15 protein-coding genes are annotated in these 23622 nt (G+C 74.7%); 5 read left to right on the top strand and 10 right to left on the bottom strand.

Annotated features, from left to right (window positions below; all coding sequences use genetic code 11):
• Positions 1-31 precede the first annotated feature (31 nt).
• The 5 genes from ACSHWO_RS19450 to ACSHWO_RS19430 all read right to left on the bottom strand — a co-directional run bounded on the left by ACSHWO_RS19450 (position 32) and on the right by ACSHWO_RS19430 (position 7526).
• Complete coding sequence (locus ACSHWO_RS19450; RefSeq protein WP_385848815.1) at positions 32-1204, bottom strand: acyl-CoA dehydrogenase family protein; 1173 nt, start codon at positions 1202-1204, stop codon at positions 32-34.
• The gene (locus ACSHWO_RS19445) at positions 1201-3288 is read right to left on the bottom strand and encodes a biotin carboxylase N-terminal domain-containing protein (RefSeq protein WP_438313383.1); all 2088 of its coding nucleotides are present in this window, start codon (positions 3286-3288) and stop codon (positions 1201-1203) included. Before ACSHWO_RS19445 ends, ACSHWO_RS19450 begins: the two co-directional genes overlap by 4 nt.
• A gap of 7 nt (positions 3289-3295) precedes the next feature.
• Entirely contained in the window at positions 3296-4894 is a 1599-nt protein-coding gene (locus ACSHWO_RS19440; RefSeq protein WP_438313381.1) for an acyl-CoA carboxylase subunit beta, read from the bottom strand.
• Positions 4891-6582: an acyclic terpene utilization AtuA family protein gene (locus ACSHWO_RS19435; RefSeq protein ID WP_438319165.1), complete on the bottom strand. Its 1692-nt coding sequence runs from the start codon at positions 6580-6582 to the stop codon at positions 4891-4893. Before ACSHWO_RS19435 ends, ACSHWO_RS19440 begins: the two co-directional genes overlap by 4 nt.
• Before the next feature lie 140 nt (positions 6583-6722).
• Positions 6723-7526, bottom strand: a complete 804-nt coding sequence (locus ACSHWO_RS19430) for a TIGR03084 family metal-binding protein (protein ID WP_438313379.1) — start codon at positions 7524-7526, stop codon at positions 6723-6725.
• 368 nt (positions 7527-7894) lie between these two features.
• On the opposite strand from ACSHWO_RS19430, the gene ACSHWO_RS19425 reads away from it, so the two are divergent.
• Positions 7895-9508: an alpha/beta fold hydrolase gene (locus ACSHWO_RS19425; protein WP_438313377.1), complete on the top strand. Its 1614-nt coding sequence runs from the start codon at positions 7895-7897 to the stop codon at positions 9506-9508.
• A 495-nt stretch (positions 9509-10003) separates the two neighbouring features.
• On the opposite strand, the gene ACSHWO_RS19420 is transcribed toward ACSHWO_RS19425, so the two are convergent.
• Together ACSHWO_RS19420 and ACSHWO_RS19415 are read right to left on the bottom strand one after the other, a co-directional pair.
• Complete coding sequence (locus ACSHWO_RS19420) at positions 10004-10957, bottom strand: EamA family transporter (protein ID WP_385848810.1); 954 nt, start codon at positions 10955-10957, stop codon at positions 10004-10006.
• Positions 10958-11024: 67 nt separating this feature from the next.
• The gene (locus ACSHWO_RS19415) at positions 11025-13820 is read right to left on the bottom strand and encodes an FAD-binding and (Fe-S)-binding domain-containing protein (protein WP_438313375.1); all 2796 of its coding nucleotides are present in this window, start codon (positions 13818-13820) and stop codon (positions 11025-11027) included.
• Positions 13821-13904: 84 nt separating this feature from the next.
• Between ACSHWO_RS19415 and serC the strand changes: the two genes are divergently transcribed.
• Positions 13905-15023, top strand: a complete 1119-nt coding sequence (gene serC, locus ACSHWO_RS19410) for a phosphoserine transaminase (RefSeq protein WP_361095761.1) — start codon at positions 13905-13907, stop codon at positions 15021-15023.
• Between the two features lie 95 nt (positions 15024-15118).
• Positions 15119-18292, top strand: a complete 3174-nt coding sequence (locus ACSHWO_RS19405; RefSeq protein ID WP_385848808.1) for a sacsin N-terminal ATP-binding-like domain-containing protein — start codon at positions 15119-15121, stop codon at positions 18290-18292.
• A gap of 66 nt (positions 18293-18358) precedes the next feature.
• On the opposite strand, the gene ACSHWO_RS19400 is transcribed toward ACSHWO_RS19405, so the two are convergent.
• Both ACSHWO_RS19400 and ACSHWO_RS19395 read right to left on the bottom strand, forming a co-directional pair.
• The gene (locus ACSHWO_RS19400; protein WP_438313372.1) at positions 18359-20791 is read right to left on the bottom strand and encodes an HAD-IC family P-type ATPase; all 2433 of its coding nucleotides are present in this window, start codon (positions 20789-20791) and stop codon (positions 18359-18361) included.
• Positions 20792-20908: 117 nt separating this feature from the next.
• Entirely contained in the window at positions 20909-21193 is a 285-nt protein-coding gene (locus ACSHWO_RS19395; RefSeq protein WP_404241318.1) for a DUF2530 domain-containing protein, read from the bottom strand.
• 162 nt (positions 21194-21355) lie between these two features.
• Here ACSHWO_RS19395 and ACSHWO_RS19390 point away from each other — a divergent pair, with 162 nt between their 5' ends.
• Positions 21356-22816 (top strand): NCS2 family permease, encoded by a 1461-nt coding sequence (locus ACSHWO_RS19390; protein WP_438313370.1) that lies wholly within the window; start codon positions 21356-21358, stop codon positions 22814-22816.
• On the opposite strand, the gene ACSHWO_RS19385 is transcribed toward ACSHWO_RS19390, so the two are convergent.
• Positions 22809-22991: a ribbon-helix-helix protein, CopG family gene (locus tag ACSHWO_RS19385; protein ID WP_360634584.1), complete on the bottom strand. Its 183-nt coding sequence runs from the start codon at positions 22989-22991 to the stop codon at positions 22809-22811. The two genes, ACSHWO_RS19390 and ACSHWO_RS19385, sit on opposite strands and share 8 nt — an antisense overlap.
• Before the next feature lie 173 nt (positions 22992-23164).
• Here ACSHWO_RS19385 and ACSHWO_RS19380 point away from each other — a divergent pair, with 173 nt between their 5' ends.
• Entirely contained in the window at positions 23165-23602 is a 438-nt protein-coding gene (locus tag ACSHWO_RS19380) for a MarR family winged helix-turn-helix transcriptional regulator (protein WP_361095777.1), read from the top strand.
• Positions 23603-23622 lie beyond the last annotated feature (20 nt).

The raw sequence follows: 23622 nt of genomic DNA, 5'->3' as shown, positions 1-23622 counted from the left end.
TCGGCGTACCGGCCCGGCCGGCTGGTGCGGGCTAGTACGACCTGGGCAGGCCCAGGGTCTGGTGCGAGACGAAGTTGAGGATCATCTCGCGGCTGACGGGGGCGATGCGGGACACCCGGGAGGCGGTGATGAGGGAGGCCAGTCCGTACTCGCGGGTGAGGCCGTTGCCGCCCAGCGTGTGGACCGCCTGGTCCACCGCCTTCACGCAGGCCTCGCCGGCAGCGTACTTGGCCATGTTGGCGGCTTCGCCTGCGGCCAGGTCGTCGCCCAGGTCGTAGAGGCGGGCGGCCTTCTGCATCATCAGGCGGGCCAGTTCCAGGTCGATGTGGGCCGCGGCGAGGGGATGGGCGATGGCCTGGTGGGCGCCGATCGGCTCCTTCCAGACCTGCCGGGTCCGGGCGTAGTCGACGGCGCGGGCGAGTGCGTAGCGGCCCATGCCGATGGCGAAGGCGGCGGTCATGATGCGCTCGGGGTTGAGGCCGGCGAAGAGCTGGAGCAGGCCCGCGTCCTCGTCGCCGACCAGCGCGTCGGCGGGCAGCCGCACCTCGTCCAGGACGAGCTCGAACTGCTTCTCGGCCGCCTGGAGTTCCATGTCGAGGTGTGACCGGCCGAAGCCGGGGGCGTCGCGGGGGACGATGAACAGGCAGGGCTTGAGCTTGCCGGTGCGGGCGTCCTCGGTGCGGCCGACGATCAGGGTCGCGTCGGCGATGTCGACGCCGGAGATGAAGACCTTGCGGCCCGTCAGGACCCAGGTGTCGCCGTCTCGGCGGGCGGTGGTGGTGATGCGGTGCGAGTTGGATCCGGCGTCGGGCTCGGTGATGCCGAAGGCCATGGTGCGGCTGCCGTCGGCGAGGCCGGGGAGCCAGGCGCGCTTCTGGCCGTCGGTGCCGAAGCGTGCGATGACGGTGCCGCAGATGGCGGGTGACACGACCATCATCAGCAGCGGGCAGCCGGCCGCGCCGAGTTCCTCCAGGACGATGGAGAGTTCGGCGATGCCGCCGCCTCCGCCGCCGTACTCCTCGGGGAGGTTGACCCCGAGGTAGCCGAGCTTGGCGGCGTCGGCCCACAGTTCGTCGGGGTGGCCGCCCTCACGGGTGACGCGGGCGTAGTAGTCGCGGCCGTAGCGCTGCCCGAGGGCGGCGACGGCGGCGCGCAGGGCCTGGTGCTCCTCGGTTTCGAGGGGGGCTGCGGTGGCGGGGCTCATGGCTGCGGTTCCTCCTGTACTACGGCGAGCAGGGCGCCGAACTCGACCTGGTGGCCGAGGCCGGCGTGGAGCGCGGTGAGCGTGCCGGAGGCGGGCGAGACGATGCGGTGCTCCATCTTCATGGCCTCCAGCCAGAGCAGGGGCTGCCCGGCGGTGACGGTGTCGCCGGGGGCGAGGCCCTCGGCGACACGGACGACGGTGCCGGGCATGGGGGCGAGCAGGGAGCCGGGCAGGGTGCGGTCCTGGGGGTCGGTGAACCGCGGGACCGGGACGAGGGTGTGGGCGTTCGGGGCGGGGTGGGCGGGGGTGGGCGCGGTGTCGACGTAGACCTCCTCGGCTTCCGCCGCACCCGAGTTGTTCGATTTTTGTTTCACGTGGAACAGGCGCCGGACGCCGTCCACTTCGAGGGCGACGCGGTGCGGCTCGACGGCCAGGACGCGGACGCCGGGCTGGTCCACGAGCTGCGGGGGGCCGCTGCGGGAGGGCAGGTAGCGGACCTCGTACGGGGTGTCGGTGCCGTCGGGGCCCCCGCCGCTCACGCGGTAGCTGCGGGACTGCGGGGCGGAGCGGACGTTGCGCCAGCCGCCGAGGCGGGCGGCGAGCGGGGCGTCCGCGGCGGGTGCGGCGGCGGCCAGCGCGGCGGCGGCCGCGGCCAGCGCGGCCGCCCGGCCGGCGTCCGGGGCGGGCTCGGTGAGGGCGCCGAGGTGGCGCTCGTAGAAGCCGGTGTCGAGGCGGGCCGCGGTGAACTCCGGGTGGGTGAGGGAGCGTACGAGGAGTTCGCGGTTGGTGGCGACCCCGTGGATACGGGCCGCGGACAGGGCCCGGACCAGGGCGCGGACGGCCTCGGCGCGGGTCGGGGCGTATGCGATGACCTTGGCGAGCATGGCGTCGTAGTGGACGCCGACGGGGTCGCCGTCGGCGTACCCGGTGTCGACGCGGACCGCGGCGGGCGCGGGCGGGAGGACCGGGGGCGCCGGGACGTGGAAGGTGGCCAGGGTGCCGGTCTGCGGGCGCCAGTCCTGCGCGGGGTCCTCGGCGTAGAGGCGGGCCTCGACGGCGTGCCCGGCCGGCTCGGGGGGCGCGGGGGGCAGGGCCGCGCCCTCGGCGACCCGGAACTGGAGGGCGACGAGGTCGAGGCCGAAGACGGCTTCGGTGACGGGGTGTTCCACCTGGAGGCGGGTGTTCATCTCCAGGAAGTACGGCCGGCCGTCGGCGGTGACGAGGAACTCGACGGTGCCCGCACCCCGGTAGGCGACGGCCCGGGCGGCGGCGACCGCGGCCTCGTGGAGGGCGGTGCGCAGGGCGTCGGGCAGGCCGGGCGCCGGGGCCTCCTCGATGACCTTCTGGTGGCGGCGCTGGAGGGAGCAGTCGCGGGTGCCGAGCGCCCACACGGTGCCGTGGCCGTCGGCGAGTACCTGCACCTCGACGTGGCGGCCGCCTTCGACGTAGGGCTCGGCGAACACCTCGCCGTCGCCGAACGCGGACCGGGCCTCGGCGGCCGCGGCGTCGAGTTCGGACTTCAGCTCGTGCAGGTCGCGGACCACGCGCATGCCGCGCCCGCCGCCCCCCGCCGCGGCCTTCAGCAGCAACGGCAGGTCGTCGCGGGTGGCACCGGTCGGGTCGACGGGTTCGAGGAGCGGCACCCCGGCGGCCCGCATCAACTCCTTGGCGCGGGTCTTGGAGGCCATGGCCTCGATGGCCGCGGGCGGCGGCCCGATCCACACCAGGCCGGCTGCGAGGACGTCCCGGGCGAAGTCGGCGTTCTCGGAGAGGAAGCCGTAGCCGGGGTGGACCGCGTCCGCGCCGGCGGCCAGTGCGGCCTCGATGACGAGGTCGCCGCGCAGGTACGTGTCCGCGGGGGCCGCACCGGGCAGGCGTACGGCCGCGTCGGCCTCGCGGACGTGCAGCGCGTCGGCGTCGGGGTCGGAGTGGACGGCGACGGTGGCCAGGCCCAGGGCACGGGCCGTGCGGAAGACGCGGACGGCGATCTCCCCCCGGTTGGCCACCAGGACCGAGGTGATCGAGGGGGGCGGGGAGCCGGCCGGGGTGGGGGCGGTGGACGGGGTGGAAGCGGTCGTGGTCATGACGGGCTCACATCCGGAAGACGCCGAAGCCGCCGCGGGCGCCCTCGACGGGGGCGTTGTGGACGGCCGAGAGGCACAGGCCGAGGACGGTGCGGGTGTCGCGGGGGTCGATGACCCCGTCGTCGTACAGCCGCCCGGACAGGAACATCGGCAGGGATTCGGACTCGATCTGCGCCTCGACGAAGGCGCGCATCCCGGCGTCCGCCTCCTCGTCGTACGGCCGGCCCTTCGCGGCGGCGGACTGGCGGGCCACGATCGACAGCACGCCGGCCAGCTGCTGGGGGCCCATGACCGCGGACTTGGCGCTGGGCCAGGCGAACAGGAACCGGGGCTCGTAGGCGCGGCCGCACATGCCGTAGTGGCCGGCCCCGTAACTGGCGCCGATGAGCACCGACAGGTGCGGGACGCGGGAGTTGGATACCGCGTTGATCATCATCGAGCCGTGTTTGACGATGCCGCCCTGCTCGTACTCCTTGCCGACCATGTAGCCGGTGGTGTTGTGGAGGAACAGCAGCGGGATGTCGCGCTGGTTGGCGAGCTGGACGAACTGGGCGGCCTTCTGCGACTCCTCGCTGAACAGCACGCCCTGGGCGTTGGCGAGGATGCCGACCGGATGGCCGTGCAGGGCCGCCCAGCCGGTGACCAGGCTGGGCCCGTAGAGGGGCTTGAACTCGTCGAAGTCGGAGCCGTCGACGATCCGGGCGATGACCTCGCGCGGGTCGAAGGGGGTCCTGAGGTCCTCGGGGACGATGCCGAGGAGCTCCTCCGGGTCGTACAGGGGCTCCGGCGCGCGGGGCGGGGCGGGGACGGCGCGCCGGTGACCGAGTCGGGCCACGATCCGGCGGGCCTGGCGGACGGCGTCGTGCTCGTCGACGGCGTGGTGGTCGGCGAGGCCGGAGGTGCGGGCGTGCATGTCGGCGCCGCCGAGGGACTCGTCGTCGCTCTCCTCGCCGGTGGCCATCCTGACCAGCGGCGGGCCGCCGAGGAACACCTTCGACCGGTCCTTGATCATGACGGTGTGGTCGGACATCCCGGGGATGTACGCGCCTCCGGCGGTGGAGTTGCCGAAGACGACGGCGACGGTCGGGATGCCGGCGGCCGAGAGCCGGGTGAGGTCGCGGAAGACCGCACCTCCCGGGATGAAGATCTCCTTCTGCGAGGGCAGGTCGGCGCCTCCGGACTCGACGAGGCTGACGAGGGGCAGGCGGTTCTGCCGGGCGATCTCGTTGGCCCGCAGGGCCTTCTTCAGGGTCCAGGGATTGGAGGCGCCGCCGCGGACCGTCGGGTCGTTGGCGGTGATCACGCATTCGACGCCCTCGACGGTGCCGATGCCGGTGACGATCGACGCGCCGACGGGGTAGTCGCTGCCCCAGGCGGCGAGCGGGGACAGCTCCAGGAACGGGGTGTCCGGGTCGAGGAGCAGCTCGACCCGTTCCCGGGCGAGGAGTTTGCCGCGGGCGCGGTGGCGGGCCGTGTACTTCTCGCCGCCGCCGAGGAGGGCCTTGGCGTGCTCCGCGTCGACGGCGGCGAGGCGTTCGAGGGCGGCCGTGCGGGCGGCCCCGTATTCGGGGGAGCGGGGGTCGAGGGCGGTGCCGAGACGGGTCATGGGCCGGTCTCCTCCGGGGCGGGCAGGAGCTGGACGGGGATGTCGAGGTGCCGGGCGCGCAGCCATTCACCGAGGGCCTTGGCCTGCGGGTCGAAGCGGTGGGCCGAGGCGGCGCCGGCGCCGAGGATGCCGGTGACGGTGAAGTTGAGGGCGCGGAGGTTCGGCAGCACGTGCCGGGCGACGGGCAGGCCGCGGGTCTCGGGGAGCAGCTCCCGGAACCGCCCCACGGTGAGGGTGGCGTGCAGCCAGTCCCAGGCCGCGTCGGACTCCGCCCAGACGCCCACGTTGGCGTCGCCGCCCTTGTCGCCGCTGCGGGCCCCTGCGACCAGGCCGAGCGGGGCCCGGCGGGTGGGCCCGGCCGGGCTGCCGATCGCCGTTCCGCTTCCCGGGTCCGGGGGTCCAGGGTCGGGGGCGCCCGGGTCCGGGGCCCCTCCCCCGGCTGCCTGGACCGGGGCGGGGGCCGGGGGCCCGCCCGGCGGGACCGGGGTGCGGGTGCCGTCCGGGAGGACCGCGACCGCGGCCACCGCGTCCGCCGGTACGGAGGCCGACTCGAAGACCCCGTACGGCTGGGCGGGGCCCGGCGGGGCGGTCACGTGGAAACCGGGGTAGCTGGCGAGGGCGAGTTCCACGGCCCGTGCGGTCAGGGCGCGGCCGACCCGGTCGGCAGACGGGTCGCGCACCACCAGCCGCAGCAGGGCGCTGGCGGTCTCCTGGGTGTCGGCGTCCGCGCGGTCGGTGCGGGCCAGGGTCCACTCGGCGGCGGCCACACCAGCGAGGGCGTCGGCCATCTGCGCCCGCACCAGGGCGGCCTTGGCCTCGACGTCCAGGCCGGTCAGGACGAACACCACCTCGTTGCGCCAGCCGCCGATCCGGGTGACGCCCGCCTTGAGCGTGTCCGGCGGCGGCTCGCCCACGACCCCGGTGACGGCGACGCGGTCGGGCCCGGCACCGGCCAGGCGGACGGTGTCCAGGCGGGCGGTCACGTCGGGGCCCAGGTAGCGCGCGCCCTGGGTCTCGTACAGCAGTTGGGCCGTGACCGTGCCGACGGTGACGGCGCCGCCCGTCCCCGGATGCTTCGTGATCACCGACGAGCCGTCCTCCGCAACCTCCGCCAGGGGGAAGCCGGGGCGGCGGACGTCGTGCGCGGTGAAGAAGGCGTAGTTGCCGCCGGTGGCCTGGGTCCCGCACTCCAGGACGTGGCCCGCGACGACGGCCCCCGCCAGCCGGTCGAGGTCGTCGGGCGCCCAGTCGAACCACCAGGCGGCCGGCCCGCTGACCAGGGCCGCGTCCGTCACCCGACCGGTGACCACCACGTCCGCGCCCGCCCGCAGGCAGGCGGTGATGCCGGCGCCGCCCAGGTAGGCGTTGGCCGTGAGGGCCCCGCCGGCCCCGTCGCCGTAGGGCATCAGGTCGTCGCCCTCGACGTGGGCGACCGAGACCGGGAGTCCCGCCTTCGCGGCCAGTTCGCGGATCGCGCCCGCGAGGCCCGCCGGGTTCAGGCCGCCGGCGTTCGCGACGATCCGCACGCCCTTCTCGTGGGCGAGGCCGAGGCAGTCCTCCAACTGGCGCAGGAACGTCCGCGCATACCCGGCGGCCGGGTCCTTCAGGCGGTCCCGGCCGAGGATCAGCATGGTCAGCTCGGCCAGGTAGTCACCGGTCAGCACGTCCAGGGGGCCGCCGACCAGCATCTCTCGTACCGCGTCGAAGCGGTCCCCGTAGAACCCGGACGCGTTGCCGATGCGCAGCGGCCGGCGCGGCGCCGGTATGCCCGCCCTGCTCGTTGCACCCACCCCGCCCACCCCGCCCGGCCCGATCGCCCCGTCGGCGCTCATCGGGCGGTCCCGGGGGCGCGGCCGGGGCCCGCCGGGCCCGCGAAGGCCTGCGCGATGTCCAGCCAGCGGTCGGCGTCCGGGCCGACCGCCGTCAGGGCCAGGTCGGTGCGGTGGGCGCGCTGGGTGACCAGCAGGCAGAAGTCGAGGGCCGGGCCGGTGACCCGCTGGGCCGCGTCCGGCGGCCCGTACGCCCAGGGCTCCCCGCCGCCCGGGGGCTCCAGCTCGACCCTGAACCCGTCGGCGGGCGCGGGCAGTCCCCGTACCCCGAACGCGTAGTCGCGGGCCAGCACGCCGATCCGCGCCACGTGCCGCAGCCGGGCCGTCGGGGTGCGGCGTACGCCCAGCGCGTCGGCGACGTCCTGACCGTGGGCCCAGGTCTCCATCAGCCGGGCGCTCGCCATGGAGGCGGCCTTCATCGGCGGCCCGTACCAGGGGAACCTGGCCTCGGGTGCGGCGGCGGCGAGCGCGGTGTCGAGTGCGGCGCGGCCGGCCCGCCAGCGGGCCAGCAGGTCCGCGGGCGGCAGGGCCGCGCCCTCCTCGGCGCCCTCGTCGACGAAGGAGTCGGGGGCCTGCACGGCCTCCTCCACCATGCGGGCGAAGCCGGCGGCATCGGTGAGGGAGAGCAGTGCGGCCCGGTCGGTCCAGTGCAGGTGGGCGATCTGGTGGGCGATGGTCCAGCGGGGCGCGGGCGTGGGCTTCGCCCAGGCGGGGGCGGGCAGTTCGGACACCAGGGATTCGAGGTCCCGCCCCTCCTCCCGCAGGTCGAGGAAGACGGCGGACACGGCGGACGGATCGAGCACGGTGGGGCTCCCCTCTCGGCGTGGGGGGAAGACTGGCAGCCCCGTCCAAAACAATCAAGCATGCTTGCATCATTTGGCCGAGGAGCGCCGCCTTCCCGCCAGGCACGCCAACCTGCCTGCCAGGCAGGGCATTTGAGGCGAAGGGGCGACCGGGCTGGTACGGACCTGCGCGGCCCGGCCGCCGGGCAGGGGGTGGTTCAGGCCGTACGCGGCGAACCCGCGAACGCCGCCGCGGGCCACGCCGATACTGAACGCTTCGGCCCCCCGCTCCGGGTCCCGGCCGGGTCCCGGCACCGCACTGCACCGACGTTCAGATCACTCGACGCAATCGAAGTAATCGACGTACTCGACGCAGAGGATGAACCGCCGTGGACTCAGCAGCCTTCTCCCTCTACCCCGAACTCGACGCACCCGCCCTCACCGCCTTCGTCGCCGCCCTGGAGAGCGGCGACACCGGCCGCCTCGCCCCCGCCCGCGCCGCCCAGGTCGCCGAGGCCCGCTCGGTCGCCGTCTTCTCCCGCACCAAGGTCGCCGGCGCCGAGGGCGACCTGATCGACGCCGCGCTGTGGCGGCACACCCGCCCCGACCCGCGGCCGGTGATCGTGATGCCCTCGCCGTGGACGGACTTCGGCTGGCTCCCGTACGCCGTCCAGGGCAGCGTCTTCGCGGCTCGCGGCTACAACGTCCTCGCCTACAGCGCCCGCGGGTTCGGCGGCTCCGAGGGCGAGGTCGACGTGGCGGGCCCGCTCGACGTCGCCGACGGCAGCCGGGCCCTGGACCACCTCATCGAGCGGACCGCCGGCCCGGTGACCAGGATCGGCTTCCTCGGCGACAGCTACGGGTCCGGCATCAGCCAGCTCGTCGCCGCGCACGACGCCCGCGTAGACGCAGTGGTCGCGCTCAGCACCTGGGGCGACCTCGGGGAGGCCTTCCTGGAGAACCGCACCCGGCACGTCGGCGCCGTCGAAGCGCTGCTCAGGGCGGCCGGCCGGGCGCGGCTGAGCCCGCAGACGCAGAGCGTCTTCGAGAACGTCCTGGCGAACCGCGACATCGAGGCCGCCCTGCGGTGGGCCGGGCCGCGGTCGCCGTTCACCCACGTCAAGGAGCTCAGCCGGCGCCAGGTACCGGTGTACTTCTCCCACGCCTGGCACGAGACGCTGTTCCCGACCAACCAGACGCTGAAGATGTTCAACGAGCTCGCCGGGCCCAAACGGCTCGACCTGTCCGTCGGCGACCACTCCGGCCCCGAGACGTCCGGCATGACCGGCCTGCCCAACCGGATCTGGACCACCGCCCACCGCTGGTTCGACCACCACCTCAAGGGCGTCGACAACGGCATCGCCGACGAGGGCCAGGTCCTCGGCGAGATCATGTGGAGCCGCACCCTGGAACCCCGCCCCACCTGGCAGTCGGTCACCGAACACGTCCGCCGGCTCTACCTGGTCGCCGGCGGGGAACTGGCCGACACGCCCGAGGCCGGTTGGAGCACGCGCGTGCTGTGCGGGGTGGACACGCCGACGACCGTCGCCGACGCGGTCGTGCGGTCCGGGTACGACGAGATGGCCGGCCGGCCGCAGGCCTACCGGACCGGCGACATCGACCGCACCGTGGCCGCGGTGTGGGTCGCGGACCCGGAGCCGGAGACGGCGCGGCTGCGGGGTGTCCCGCGGCTGCGGGTCACCTACCGGGCGGCCAACTCGAAGTCCACGTTCGTCGCGTACCTGCTGGACGTGGCGCCCGACGGGACGGGCCGGATCATCACGCACGCCCCGTACACCGACCTCGCCTCGCCGCCGGACAGCCTGGTCCGCGCGGACATCGAGCTCCAGGCGACCGGCTACGACGTGCCGCGCGGGCACCGGCTGATGCTGGTGGTGGACGGCCGTGACCCGTTCTACGGCGACGCGAACCTGCCGCGCGCCACGCTGGGGTTCACCTCGCCGGAGGCCACGCCGTCCTGCCTGGACCTCCCGCTGGGCTGACGCCCGTCCGCCGGCCCCGCCCGGCCGCCGCCCCGCCCGGCCGCCGCCCCGCCCGGTCGCCGGCCGACCCCGGCCGGGCGGGGTTCCGGCGCCGCGGGTGGTGGGCAGTCTGCGGCCCGGGGGCTGGGGATCCCGGCTCCGCCGGGCACCGGGCTCTGCCCGGACCCGCGCCTCAAACGCCGGCGGGGCTGGACGGGGACGGCCGGTCCAGCTCCGACAACCCAGTGGATCCGGAAACCGCAAGGCTGGATCAGGCCCGCCACCGGCTGCGGCGGCCCCACGGATCCTGAAACCGCACAGCCCCACGGGCCCCGCGGGGACGAACGGCCCGCGGGGCGGGTCGGGCAGGCCTCGCCGCCTGGGTCGGCGGGGCGGGATTCGGCCGGACCCGGCTTCGGCGGCCCCGCGGGACCGGAAAGGGCAGGGCTGGATTCGGCACCGGCTCCGGCAGCGCCGCGGGGCGGGTGGGTGCCGCGGGGCAGGTGGACGGGGTGGTCAGGGGTGGGGTTGGGAGCGGACCGCGCCCATGCTGGCTGCGATGACCAGGGCGATGGCCAGGGCGTCCTGTGCCGACAGGGCCTGGCCGAGGACGAGGAAGCCCGCCGTGGCCGCGATCGCCGGCTCCAGGCTCATCAGGATCGCGAAGGTCGGCGCGGGGAGCCTGCGCAGCGCCAGCAGTTCCAGGGTGTACGGCAGGACGGAGGACAGGACCGCCACCGCCACGCCGAGCGCCAGCGTCCCGGGCACCAGCAGCGCGGAGCCGGCCTCGGCCACGCCCAGCGGCAGCGAGATCACCGCCGCGACCGCCATGGCCAGGGCCAGCCCGTCCGCCTGCGGGAAGCGGCGGCCGGTCCGGGCGCTGAAGACGATGTACGCCGCCCACATCACGCCCGCTCCGAGCGCGAAGGCCGCGCCCAGCGGGTCGAGGCCGCCGAAGCCGCCCCCGCCGTGCCCGGCCAGCAGGGCGACCCCGGCCAGGGCGAGGACGGCCCACAGCAGGTTCACCAGCCGGCGCGAGACGACGACCGACAGGACGAGCGGGCCGAGCACCTCCAGGGTGACGGCCGGGCCGAGCGGGATCCGGTCGACGGCCTGGTAGAACAGCCCGTTCATGCCGGCCATCGCCACGCCGAAGGCCGCGACGGTGCCCCAGTCGCCCCGCGAGTAGCCGCGGATCCTGGGGCGGCACAGGAGCAGCAGCACGAGCGCGGCGGCCGCCAGCCGGAGCGTGACCACGCCGGCCGCGCCCGCCCTCGGCATGATCATGACCGCGAGGGCGGCGCCGAACTGCACCGAGATCCCGGCCGTGATCACCAGGGCGACCGGGCCGAGGCGCGCTCGCCGGCCTGCCGCTGCGGTGGTGGGGGCCGTCTGCGAGGGCTTGGGCGCGGCCGACGCGGCCGACGCGGCCGAGAGGGCAGTGGGGGTATTGGCGGGTGGTGCGGGCATTTATCCAGACTAAGCCGTGCGTAAGGAGCGTCGCAGCGGGTGCTGCCTTACCTCTGCTCACGACGCCTTACCCCCGCTGCTCCCGCAGGGGCTCCGCCAGGACCTCCGCCAGGTGCCGGGCCCGGACCCCGGCCAACTCCGCGATCTGCGTCCGGCACGAGAACCCGTCCGCCAGGACCACCGCCCCCTCCGGGGCCCGGCGCAGCGACGGCAGCAGCTGCTCCTCTGCGCAGGCCACCGACACCTCGTGGTGGCCCGGCTCGAAGCCGAAGTTGCCGGCGAGACCGCAGCAGCCGCCGCTGAGCCCGCCGGTCAGCCCGGCCCGCTCGCGCAGCCGCCGGTCGGCCGCGTCCCCGAGGACCGCGTGCTGGTGGCAGTGGGTCTGCCCGGCCGCCGGCCGGTCCAGCCGGGGCGGCCGCCAGTGGGGGGCGTACTCCTCCAGGGCCTCCGCGAAGGTGCGCACGGCCGCGGCGAGCCGGGCCGCGCGGGGGTCGTCGGGCAGCAGCGCGGGCAGGTCGGTGCGCAGGGCCGCGGCGCAGCTCGGTTCGAGGACGACGACCGGCTCCGGGGCGTCGCCGACGGCGTCCAGGGTGCGGCGCAGCACACCGCGGGCCCGGTCGAGGCGGCCGGTGGACAGGTACGTCAGCCCGCAGCACACCCGCCTCGCCCGCCCCACCCGCCCTGGCAGCCCCGCCCGCCCGGCACCGGCCAGGTCCACCCGCAGGCCCGCCGCCTCCAGCACCTCCACCGCCGCCCGCCCGGCCCCCGGGGCCAGGTACTCGGTGAACGTGTCGGGCCACAGCAGCACCCCGTCCCCGGCCGCCCGCCCTGCCGGGGTGCGCCGCGCCCGCCACCAGTGGGTGAACGGCTGCGCGACCGGGGCCGGCAGGCTGCGGCGCGGCTCCAGGCCGGCCAGGCGGGCCGCGCCGGGGAGCCGGGCCAGGGCGCCGGCGGCCCGGGTCAGGCGCAGCCGGTCGAGCAGCCGGAGCCAGTCCGGCAGGCCGCCCAGCGTGTAGTGGGCCAGGGGCCGGATGCGGCCCGTCCAGTGGCGGTGCAGGAACTCCGCCTTGTACGCGGCCATGTCCACGCCCACGGGGCAGTCGCTGCGGCAGCCCTTGCAGCCCAGGCACAGGTCCAGCGCCCCGGCGACCTCCGCGGAGCGCCAGCCGTCGGTCAGCAGCTCCCCGGCCAGCATCTCGTGCAGCAGCCGGGCCCGGCCGCGGGTGGAGTGCTGCTCCTCGCCCGTGACCCGGTACGAGGGGCACATCACCGCGGGGCCGCCGGGCTGCACCGTCCGGCACTTGGCGACGCCGACGCAGCGGGCGACCTCCGCGGCGAACTCCCCCGCGGGGCCGGTCCGGGGCAGCACCTCGAAGCGCAGGTTCTCGTCCAGCCGGGCCGGACGGACCAGGATCCCCGGGTTCATCCCGCCGCGCGGGTCCCACACGTCCTTGTACGCGCCGAACAGGTCGATCACCCGCGGCCCGTACATCCGCGGCAGCAGCTCCGCCCGCGCCTGCCCGTCCCCGTGCTCCCCGGACAGCGAGCCGCCGTGCGCGACGACCAGGTCGGCGAGCTCCCCCGAGAAGGCCCGGAAGCGCCCCACCCCCGTCGGCGTGACCAGGTCGAAGTCGATCCGCACGTGCACGCAGCCCTCGCCGAAGTGCCCGTACGGGGTACCGCGCAGCCCGTGCGCGGCGAGCAGGGTGCGGAAGTCCCTCAGGTAGGCGCCCAGCCGGGCCGGCGGCACCGCGCAGTCCTCCCAGCCCGGCCACGCCATCGCGCCCCCGGGCGTCCGGGTCGCGGTGCCGGCCGCGTCCTCGCGGATCCGCCACAACGCGCGCTGCGCCGCCGGGTCGGTGACGACCACCGCGTCCAGCGCGTCCGCGGCCCGTACGAGCTCCCGGGCCGCCCCCTCGTCCCAGGCCTCCGCGAACAGCCAGGCCCGGCCCCGCGGCAGGCCCGCCGCGGCCGCACCGGGCACCAGGTCCTCGGCCATCCCCTCGACCGTCAGCGGCCGGTGCGGCAGCAGTCCGGCCGCGGCGTCGGCGGCCGCCCCCTCGTCCGCGTACCCGAGGACCGCGAGCGCGGGTGCGGGCGGCAGCTCCACCAGGCGGACCACCGCTTCGGTGACCACGCCGAGGGTGCCCTCGCTGCCGCAGAAGGCGCGGGCGAGCTGCACGCCGCGCTCGGGCAGCAGCGCGTCGAGGCCCCCGTAGCCGGAGATCCGCCGTGCGAACCCGGGCCCGGTCGCCATCCCCGTGCGCAGCACCTCCAGGTTCCCCGCGACCATGTCGCGCAGCCCCGCCGGGGCTCCCGCCCAGCCGGTGCCGATCCGGTGCACGGCTCCCCCGTACGCGACCACCTCCAGCTCGGCCACGTTGTCCGCGGTGGTGCCCCAGGCCACCGAGTGGGCCCCGCACGCGTTGTTGCCGATCATGCCGCCGAGGGTGCAGCGGGAGTGCGTGGACGGGTCGGGTCCGAAGGTCAGCCCGTACGGGCGCACCGCCTCCCGCAGCCGCCCGAGCACCAGGCCCGGCCGGACGACCGCCGTACGGGCCGTGGGGTCCACCGACACCAGGGCGTCCATGTGCCGGGTCAGGTCCAGCACCACCCCCGTCCCCGTGGCCTGGCCGGCGATCGAGGTGCCCCCGCCGCGCGGTACGACCGGAACGCCGGCCGCGGAGCAGATCCGCAGCGCGGCCGCCACGTCGGCGGCGTCCCGCGGGGTGACCACACCGAGCGGTACGCGCCGGTAGTTGGAGGCGTCCATGGTCACCAGGGCCCGTGCGGCGGCCCCGAAGTCGACCTCCCCGCTCAGTCCGTCCCGCAATGTCCGTTCGAGTTCCGCGGAGTCACTCATCCGCACACCTTCCCACCAGGCCCGTCCGTCTCATCGGGTGGACGCGCCTCCGGCGCACGGTCCCCGACCCGATACGCTCCGCTCGTGGCTGAGATCCAGATTCCTGCTGACATCAAGCCCGCCGACGGACGCTTCGGCGCGGGCCCCTCCAAGGTGCGGATCGAGGCGCTGGACGCCCTCGCCGCCACCGGTACCTCCCTGCTCGGCACCTCCCACCGCCAGGCGCCGGTCAAGAACCTGGTCGGCTCCGTCCGCCAGGGCATCCGCGACCTGTTCTCGCTGCCCGAGGGCTACGAGGTGGTCCTGGGCAACGGCGGCTCCACCGCCTTCTGGGACGTCGCGACCGCCGGCCTCATCGAGCGGAAGTCGCAGCACCTCACGTTCGGCGAGTTCTCGTCCAAGTTCGCCAAGGCCGCCAAGCTCGCGCCGTGGCTGGACGAGCCGTCCGTGATCTCCTCCGAGCCCGGCACGCACCCCGACCCGGTCGCCGAGGCGGGCGTGGACGTGTACGCGTACACCCACAACGAGACCTCGACCGGTGTCGCGGCGCCGATCAAGCGTGTCGCGGGCGCCGACGCCGGCTCGCTGGTGCTGGTGGACGCGACCTCGGGCGCCGGCGGCCTGCCCGTCGACATCACCGAGACCGACGTCTACTACTTCGCCCCGCAGAAGTCCTTCGCCTCCGAAGGCGGCCTGTGGCTGGCGGCGTTCTCCCCGGCGGCCCTGGAGCGGGCGGCGCGCGTCCACGCCTCCGGCCGGCACATCCCGGAGTTCTTCTCGCTGCCGACCGCGATCGACAACTCGCTGAAGAACCAGACGTACAACACCCCGTCGCTGTCGACGCTCTTCCTGCTGAACCAGCAGCTGGAGTGGATCAACGGCCAGGGCGGCCTGGAGTGGGCGACCGCCCGTACCGCGGCCAGCGCCCGCACCCTGTACGGCTGGGCGGAGGCGTCGAAGTACGCGACCCCGTTCGTCGCGGACGCCGACAAGCGGTCCGCGGTCATCGGCACGATCGACTTCTCGGACGACATCGACGCGGCCGCCGTCGCCAAGGTGCTGCGCGCCAACGGCATCGTGGACACCGAGCCGTACCGCAAGCTCGGCCGCAACCAGCTGCGCGTCGCGATGTTCCCGGCGGTCGACCCGGCGGACGTGCAGGCCCTGACCGCCTGCATCGACCACGTCATCGAGAACCTCTGACCGTCACGGCGCCCGCCGTCCCCCGACAACACCGGGAGAGGGCGGGCGCCGCACGCGATACCGTCAAGACCTCGGCAATTCTTGGAGGAAGCGGCGTGAGCGTGCGAGTGACGGCGGCGCAGGACGGCACGGACCCCTTCGGCACGGCCCGGCTCCGGCGCGGGGTCATCGATTCCTGGGCGGCGGGCCCGTCCCGCTTCCGCGAGGACGCCAACGCCGAGGAGGACCTGGCCCTCGGCGGCTACCGCGACCGCCTCGTCGTCGAACTCGCCCAGAACGCCGCCGACGCGGCCGCCCGCGCGGGCGTACCCGGCCGGCTGCGGCTGACCCTGCACGCCGGGAACGACGAACCGCCCGTCCTCGCCGCCGCCAACACCGGCGCCCCGCTCGACGCGACCGGCGTCGAATCGCTGAGCACCCTGCGCGCCTCCGCCAAGCGGGAGTCCACCGCCTCCGGCGACACCGTCGGCCGCTTCGGCGTCGGCTTCGCCGCCGTCCTCGCCGTGTCCGACGAGCCCGCCGTCCTCGGCCGGCACGGCGGTGTCCGCTGGTCCCTGGCCGAGGCCCGTGAGCTGGCCCGGGAGGCCGCCGCCTTCAGCCCCGGCCTCGGCGACGAACTGCGCCGCCGCGACGGGCACGTGCCCCTGCTGCGTCTGCCGCTGCCCGCCGAGGGCACCGCGCCCGAGGGCTACGACACCGTCGTCGTCCTCCCGCTGCGCGACGCCGCCGCCGAGGACCTGGTGCAGCGGCTGCTGGCCGGCATCGACGACGCCCTGCTCCTCACCCTGCCCGGCCTGCACGAGATCACCGTCGACACCCCGGCCGGGGGCACCCGAACGCTGCGCCGCACCGCCGAGGGCCCGTACACCGTCATCGAGGACTCCCGCGACGCCGCCGGCACCCCCGCCGCCTCCGGCACCACCGGGCAGACCCGCCGCTGGCGCACCGTCCGCCACACCGGCCCCATCGAGCCCGCCCTGCTCGCCGACCGGCCGGTCGAGGAGCGGCTGCGGCCCTCGTGGACCGTGTCCTGGGCCGTGCCCGTCGACCCCGCCGGCGCACCCGTACGCCCCGCCACCGCGCCCGTCGTCCACGCCCCGACCCCGACCGACGAACCCCTCGGCATCCCCGCCCTGCTCATCGCGACCCTGCCGCTGGACACCGCCCGCCGCCACCCCGCGCCCGGCCCGCTGACCGACTTCCTCGTGGAGCGCGCCGCCGACGCGTACGCCGAACTGCTGGGCGGCTGGGAGCCGGTGGCCCCCGAACTGGTGGACCTCGTCCCCGGGCCGCTCGGCAAGGGCCTGCTGGACGGGGCACTGCGCTCCGCCGTCCTCCAGCGGCTCCCCCGCACCGCCTTCCTCGCCCCGGCCGCACCCGCCGAGGACGCCGCCGAGGCCGGGGAGCGGATCGCGCTGCGCCCCTTCGAGGCCGAGGTCGTCGAGGGCGCGGGCGCCGACACCGTACGGGTCCTCGCCGAGGTGCTCCCGACCCTGCTGCCCGCCGGGCTGGAGCGGCGCCCCGAACTGCGCACCCTCGGCGTGGGCCGGCTGCCGCTGGGCGACGCCATCGAGCGGATCGCCGGCATCGAACGCACCCCCGCGTGGTGGCACCGGCTGTACGACAGCCTCGCCGGCGTCGACCCGGACCGGCTCTCCGGCCTGCCCGTGCCGCTCGCCGACGGCCGCACCACCATCGGCCCCCGCCACGTGCTGCTCCCCGAGGCGGACACCCCGAAGGACCTGGCCCGGCTGGGCCTGAAGGTGGCCCACCCCGATGCGGCGCACCCGCTGCTGGAGAAGCTGGGCGCCCTCCCGGCCACGCCCCGCGCGATCCTGACGACCCCGCAGGTGAGGGCCGCGGTGGCCGCCTCCCTCGACGCCGGCGAGGTCTGGGACGAGGACGAGGCCGCGCTGGACGCCGACGAACTGGCCGAGGTGGTCCTCGGCCTGGTCCGCGACGCCGACCTGGCCCCCGGCGACGAACCGTGGCTGGGCGCGCTCGCCCTGCCCGACGAGGACGGGGAACTCGCCCCGGCCGGCGAGCTGCTGCTGCCCGGCTCGCCGCTGGCCGCGGTCATCCGCGAGGACGAGGTGCCGTACGTCGACGCCGACCTCGCCGCCCGCTGGGGCGAACAGCCGCTCACCGCCTGCGGGGTGCTCGCCGGCTTCCAGCTGGTCCGCGCCACCGACGTGGTCCTCGACCCGGACGAGCTGGAACCGCGCGAAGGCGACTTCGCCGAGCCCGACGACGTGGGCCTGCTCGACGCCGTCGACGTGTGGTGCGAGGACGTCCTCGACCAGCTTCCCGACACCCCGCTGCCGCCGGTCGCCACCGAGATCGTCGCCGTGCGCGACCTCGACCTCGTCGACGACGACTGCTGGCCGCAGGCCCTCGCCATGCTGGCGCAGCCGCCGCTGCGGGACGCCCTGACCCAGCCGATGCGGATCCTGCTGCCCGACGGCACCACCCGGTCGGTGCGCCCGTACACCGCCTGGTGGCTGCGCGGCCACCCGGTCCTCGACGGGCGCCGCCCGGCCGGACTGCGCGCGGCGGGCACCGACCCGCTGCTCGCCGGCCTGTACACCTCGGCGGACGCCACCGGCTTCCAGGACGAGCAGGTCCTGCGGGCCCTCGGCGTCCGGACCTCCGTGGCCGCCCTGCTCGACGAGCCCGGCGGCGCCGCCGAGCTGCTGGGCCGGCTCGCCGACCCCGAGCGGCCGGTCACCGACCGGCAGCTGCACGCCCTGTACGGGGCCCTGGCCGACCTGGATCCCGAGCAGGTCACCCTGCCCGACGAGCTGCGCGCCGTTGCCGACGGGGAGCCGGTGGTCGTCGACGCCTCCGACGCGGTCATCGCCGACGCCCCGGACCTGCTGCCGCTGACGGCGGGCCTGCCGCTGCTGCCGGTGGCCCCCGCCCGGGCGGCCGACCTGGCGGACCTGCTCCAGGTGCGCCGGCTGTCGGAGACGGTCCCGGCGGAGGTGAGCACGCCGGGTGAGGAGCACGAGGTGCCGGAGTCGGTACGGGTCCTGCTGGGCCCGGCGACACCGCGCACGTACCTGGAGCACGAGGAGCTGGTGGCGGGCGGCGTCGAGCTCGACTGGCGGCTCACCCGGGACGGGGTGCTGCACGCCTCCACCCTGGAGGGCGTGGCGGCGGGCCTGGCGTGGTCGGCGGGCCAGTGGCCGCGCCGCTTCGAGGTCGCGGCCCTGCTGGAGGACCCGTCGCGCACGGCGGAACTCGCCCGGGACCGGTGGTTCGACTAGAGCCCCGCGATCGGGCCGTGCCGGGGCCGGTACGGGGCTGGCCGGGGGGCGGGCCCCGGCCCCCGGTCACGCCGGGAAGCGGCGGTCCACCCAGCGGAAGGTGACCTCGATCAGGGCGGCCGCCGCCACGGCGATGCCGACCGCGGTCCACGGCAGCTGCGTGCCCACCAGCTTCAGCTGGAAGAAGTCCTGCAGCCAGGGGACGGCCAGGACCAGCAGGAAGGCCCCGCCCATCGACCCGACCAGGGCGATCCGCCACCACGAGTACGGGCGGGCGACGATCGCCAGGACCCACATGGAGGTCAGGAACAGGGTCAGCGTCGCCGCGCTCGTCTCGGCGTCCAGGGCCTCCGGGCCCGTGTAGTGGTGGCGGGCCACCAGGTACGTGACGAAGGTGGCCACCGCCGCGATCACCCCGCCCGGGATCGCGTACCGCATCACGCGTCGCACGAAGTGCGGTTTGGCGCGCTCCTTGTTCGGGGCGAGGGCCAGGAAGAACGCGGGGACGCCGATGGTGAGCGTCGACAGCAGGGTCAGGTGCCGCGGCAGGAAGGGGTACTCCACCTGCCAGCAGACCACCAGGATCGCCAGCAGCACCGAGTAGACGGTCTTGGTCAGGAAGAGGGTGGCGACGCGGGTGATGTTGCCGATGACCCGGCGGCCCTCGGCGACGACCGACGGCAGGGTGGCGAAGCTGTTGTTGAGCAGGACGATCTGGGCGACGGCCCGGGTGGCCTCGGAGCCCGAGCCCATGCTGACGCCGATGTCGGCGTCCTTCAGGGCGAGCACGTCGTTGACGCCGTCGCCGGTCATGGCGACCGTGTGGCCGCGGGACTGCAGCGCACCGACCATGTCCCGCTTCTGCTGCGGGGTGACCCGCCCGAAGACCGTGCTCCGGTCCAGCTCCTCGGCCATCGCGGTCGGCTCGGCGGGCAGCCGGCGCGCGTCGACGGTGTCCTCCGCGCCGGACAGGCCCAGCTTGCCGGCGACCGCGCCGACCGACACCGCGTTGTCGCCGGAGATCACCTTCGCGCGGACGCTCTGCTCCTCGAAGTAGCGCAGGGTCTCCGCGGCGTCGGCGCGCAGCCGCTGCTCCAGGACGACCAGGGCGGTCGGTCTGGCGCCGACGGCGACGGCGTCGTCGTCGAGCTCGCGGGCGGCCCGGGCGAGCAGCAGGACGCGCAGGCCCTGCTCGTTCAACGCGTCGACCTCGTCGAGGGCGGGGTCGCCGGTGGGCAGCAGTACGTCGGGGGCGCCGAGCAGCCAGGTGGAGCTCTCGCCGTCGCCCTCGCTGAAGCTCGCCCCGCTGTACTTGCGGGCCGAGGAGAACGGCAGCGACTCCGTGCACCGCCAGTCCACGCTGTCCGGGTAGGCGTCGATGATCGCCTGGAGGCTGGCGTTGGGGCGCGGGTCGGACTCGCCGAGGGCGCCGAGGACGCTCCTGACGTACGTGGTCTCCGCGCCGCCGAGCGGGCGGAGCTCCGTGACGTCCATGCCGCCCTCGGTGAGGGTGCCGGTCTTGTCGAGGCACACCACGTCGACCCGGGCGAGGCCCTCGATGGCGGGCAGCTCCTGCACCAGGCACTGCTGGCGGCCGAGCCGGATGACGCCGATCGCGAAGGCCACGGAGGTCAGCAGGACCAGGCCCTCGGGGATCATGGGGACGATGCCGCCGACGGTCCGGGCGATGGAGTCCTTCAGGTTGGTGTCCTTGACGACCAGCTGGCTGACGATGAGGCCGATGGAGGTCGGGATCATCATCCAGGTGACGTACTTGAGGATGGTGGAGATGCCGGAGCGCAGCTCGGAGTGGACCAGCGTGAAGCGGGTGGCCTCCTCCGCGAGCTGCGCGGCGTAGGCCTCGCGGCCGACCCTGGTGGCGGTGAAGGCGCCGCCGCCGGCGACGACGAAGGACCCGGACATGACCGGGTCGCCCGGCTTCTTGAGGACCGGGTCGGCCTCGCCGGTGAGCAGCGACTCGTCGATCTCCAGGCCGTCGGCCTCGCCGACGACCCCGTCGACGACGACCTTGTCGCCGGGTCCGAGCTCGATGACGTCGTCCAGGACGATCTCGGAGGTGGAGACCTCGGCGGTGCGTCCGTCGCGGCGGACGCTGGGTTTGGCCTCGCCGATCACCGCGAGGCCGTCGAGGGTCTTCTTGGCGCGGAGCTCCTGGATGATGCCGATGCCGGTGTTCGCCAGGATGACGTAGCCGAAGAGGCTGTCCTGGAACGGGGCGACGATCAGCATGACCACCCACAGGACGCCGATGATCGCGTTGAAGCGGGTGAAGACGTTCGCCCGGATGATGTCGACGGTGGAGCGGGACGAGCGGACGGGGACGTCGTTGACGGCTCCGCGCGCGACGCGCTCGGCAACCCCGGCGGTGGTGAGGCCGCCCGGTTCGAACGGGGGTGCGGGCGGGCCGGCCGGGGGTACGGGGGCCGTCCCGGCGCCCGGCTCCGGACCGTTGGGATCGATCTTCGCCCGCTGCGTCATGTTTTCGACGGTAAAGGCGGACCCCGTGGTTCACCCGCCGAGAAGGGTGAGGTTCCGACTTCGGGATGAGGGAAATCGTCCTCCGGTCGGGCCGCCCCCATCCGGCGAGCGGCCGCCCTATCCGACGTGCGGCGCGGCCTCGGCCCGCTCGGCGGCCTCCGCGGCGTGCCGCTTGAGCGCGGCGTCGCGGCCGCGGACGTACCAGATGCCGATCAGGCCGAGGCCGCCGCCCGCGGCGCAGCACCAGACCCACCACAGCAGGTCGCGGTCGGCGAACCACCCGTAGAAGGGCAGCTGGACGAGGAAGAGGACGAACCACACGATCGTGCCACCGGTGATGGTCGCGACGACCGGGCCCTCAAGGGGCTCGGGAGCCTCGTGCTTCGCAGTCCATTTCGCCATGCCCACAAGTCTAGGCGGCGGAATTCACGGTCTACGCGCGGAGATGGACGGGCTTTCGTTCATGTGTTCATACTGAAACGGTTCCGGGCCAGGCCCTTTTTGATCATTTGATCATACGAACACCACCCCCCGCCACCGATGCCCCGACATTCCGAGGACCGCATGAGCACGTCGGCCCCCGCCCCGGCCTCCACGCCGGACGCGCAGCCCCAGGCCCCCGGCCCCCAGTCGGGCCTGGACCGCTTCTTCAAGATCACCGAGCGCGGCTCGACCGTCGCCCGCGAGGTCCGCGGCGGTTTCGCCACCTTCTTCGCGATGGCCTACATCATCGTGCTGAACCCGATCATCCTGGGCAGCGCGAAGGACATGTACGGCCACCAGCTCGACGGCGGGCAGCTGGTCACCGCCACCGTCCTGACGGCCGCCTTCACCACCCTCCTCATGGGCGTCATCGGCAACGTCCCGATCGCCCTCGCGGCCGGCCTCGGCGTCAACACCGTCGTCGCCCTGCAGCTGGCCCCGCGTATGAGCTGGCCCGACGCCATGGGCATGGTGGTCCTGGCCGGCTTCGTGGTGATGCTGCTGGTCGCGACCGGCCTGCGCGAGCGGGTCATGAACGCCGTCCCGCTCGGCCTGCGCAAGGGCATCGCGATCGGCATCGGCCTGTTCATCATGCTGATCGGCCTGGTCGACTCGGGCTTCGTCACCCGCATCCCGGACGCGGCGCACACCACCGTGCCGCTCCAGCTCGGCACCGGTGGCCAGCTGCACGGCTGGCCCGTGCTGGTCTTCGCCGTCGGCGTGCTGCTGACCCTCGCCCTGCTGATCCGCAAGACGCCCGGCGCGATCCTGATCTCCATCGTGGCGATGACCATGGTCGCCGCCGTGGTCCAGGCCGTGCTGCAGCTGCCGGCCACCGGCTGGGGCCTGACCGTCCCGGAGTGGCCCGGCAACCCCGTGGCCGCCCCCGACTTCGGGCTCGTCGGCCAGGTCAGCCCGTTCGGCGGCTTCGGCAAGGTCGGCCTGCTGACCGGCTGCCTGTTCGTCTTCACCGTGCTGCTGTCCTGCTTCTTCGACGCGATGGGCACGATCCTCGGCGTCGGCGACGAGGCCAAGCTGATCGACGAGGACGGCACCTTCCCCGGCATCAACAAGGTCCTGCTCGTGGACGGCCTGGCCGTCGCCTCCGGCGGCGCGACCTCCTCCTCGGCCACCACCTGCTTCGTGGAGTCCACGGCCGGTGTCGGCGAGGGAGCCCGTACGGGCCTGGCCAACGTGGTGACGGGCGGCCTCTTCGCCGTGGCCCTGTTCCTCACCCCGATCGCCACGATGGTCCCGTCCCAGGCGGCCACGCCCGCCCTGGTGGCGGTCGGCTTCCTGATCCTCGCGGGCTCGGTGAAGGACATCGACTGGAGCGACTTCACCATCGCCGTCCCGGCCTTCCTGGCCATGGTGACGATGCCGTTCACCTACTCGATCACCAACGGCATCGGCATCGGCTTCATCAGCTTCAGCGTGCTGCGGCTGGCGACCGGCCGGGGCCGCGACGTCCCGGTGGCCATGTACGTGGTCTCGGCGGTGTTCGTCTTCTACTACGCGATGCCCGCCCTCGGCCTCACGTGACCCCGTAGAACTTCTCCGTCTCGTCGACCGCCGCCTTGAAGCGCTCGTCGAAGTCATCGCGAATGAGCGTCCGGACGACATAGTCCTGGACGCTCATTCCGCGTTTGGCGGCGTGGATGCGGAGGCGGTCGAGCAGCTCCCCGTCTATGCGCATGCTGAGCACCTGTGTCCCCATGCGGACAGAGTCCTGGCACGGGGCGTGGACGCGCGCCGCTTTTCCCGGCCCGCTCACCCGTATGAGTGATGGGCGGGTGTCGCACACGCGTGACGGCGCGCGACGCGGGCGCGACGCGGGTGCGACGGCAAACCCGATGTTACTTAGCCAGAGTAATGAGTTACTCTAAAGACATGCTTGACCTCAACCATGGCGACGACGCCGCCGCCGTGAACGACCTGCGCTCCGCCGTCATGCGGCTGGGCCGACGCCTGAAGCACCAGCGCGTCGACGAATCGCTGAGCCCGACCGAGATGTCGGTCCTCGGCACCCTCGCCCGGTGCGGCCGGGCCACCCCGGGCGAACTCGCCCGCCGTGAGCACGTCCAACCGCCGTCGATGACCCGCATCGTCGCGCTGCTGGAGGCCAAGGGCCTGGTCAAGCTGGAACCGCACCCCGAGGACCGCCGCCAGAAGGTGGTCAGCCAGACGGCAGAGGCCGAGGCGATGCTCGAACAGAGCCGCCGCAAGCGCAACGCCTTCCTGGCCGGGCTCGCGGCAGAGCTGACCGAGGACGAATGGGCCAAGCTGCGCGCGGCCGCGCCCGTCCTGGAGAAGCTCGCCCACCTGTAGGAACCACACCAGGAGGCGAA

It is taken from the genome of Streptomyces pallidus (ex Mingjun et al. 2026), assembly GCF_051550185.1.
Classification (GTDB): Bacteria; Actinomycetota; Actinomycetes; order Streptomycetales; family Streptomycetaceae; genus Streptomyces.
This window is presented reverse-complemented; position numbering and strand designations above follow the sequence as displayed.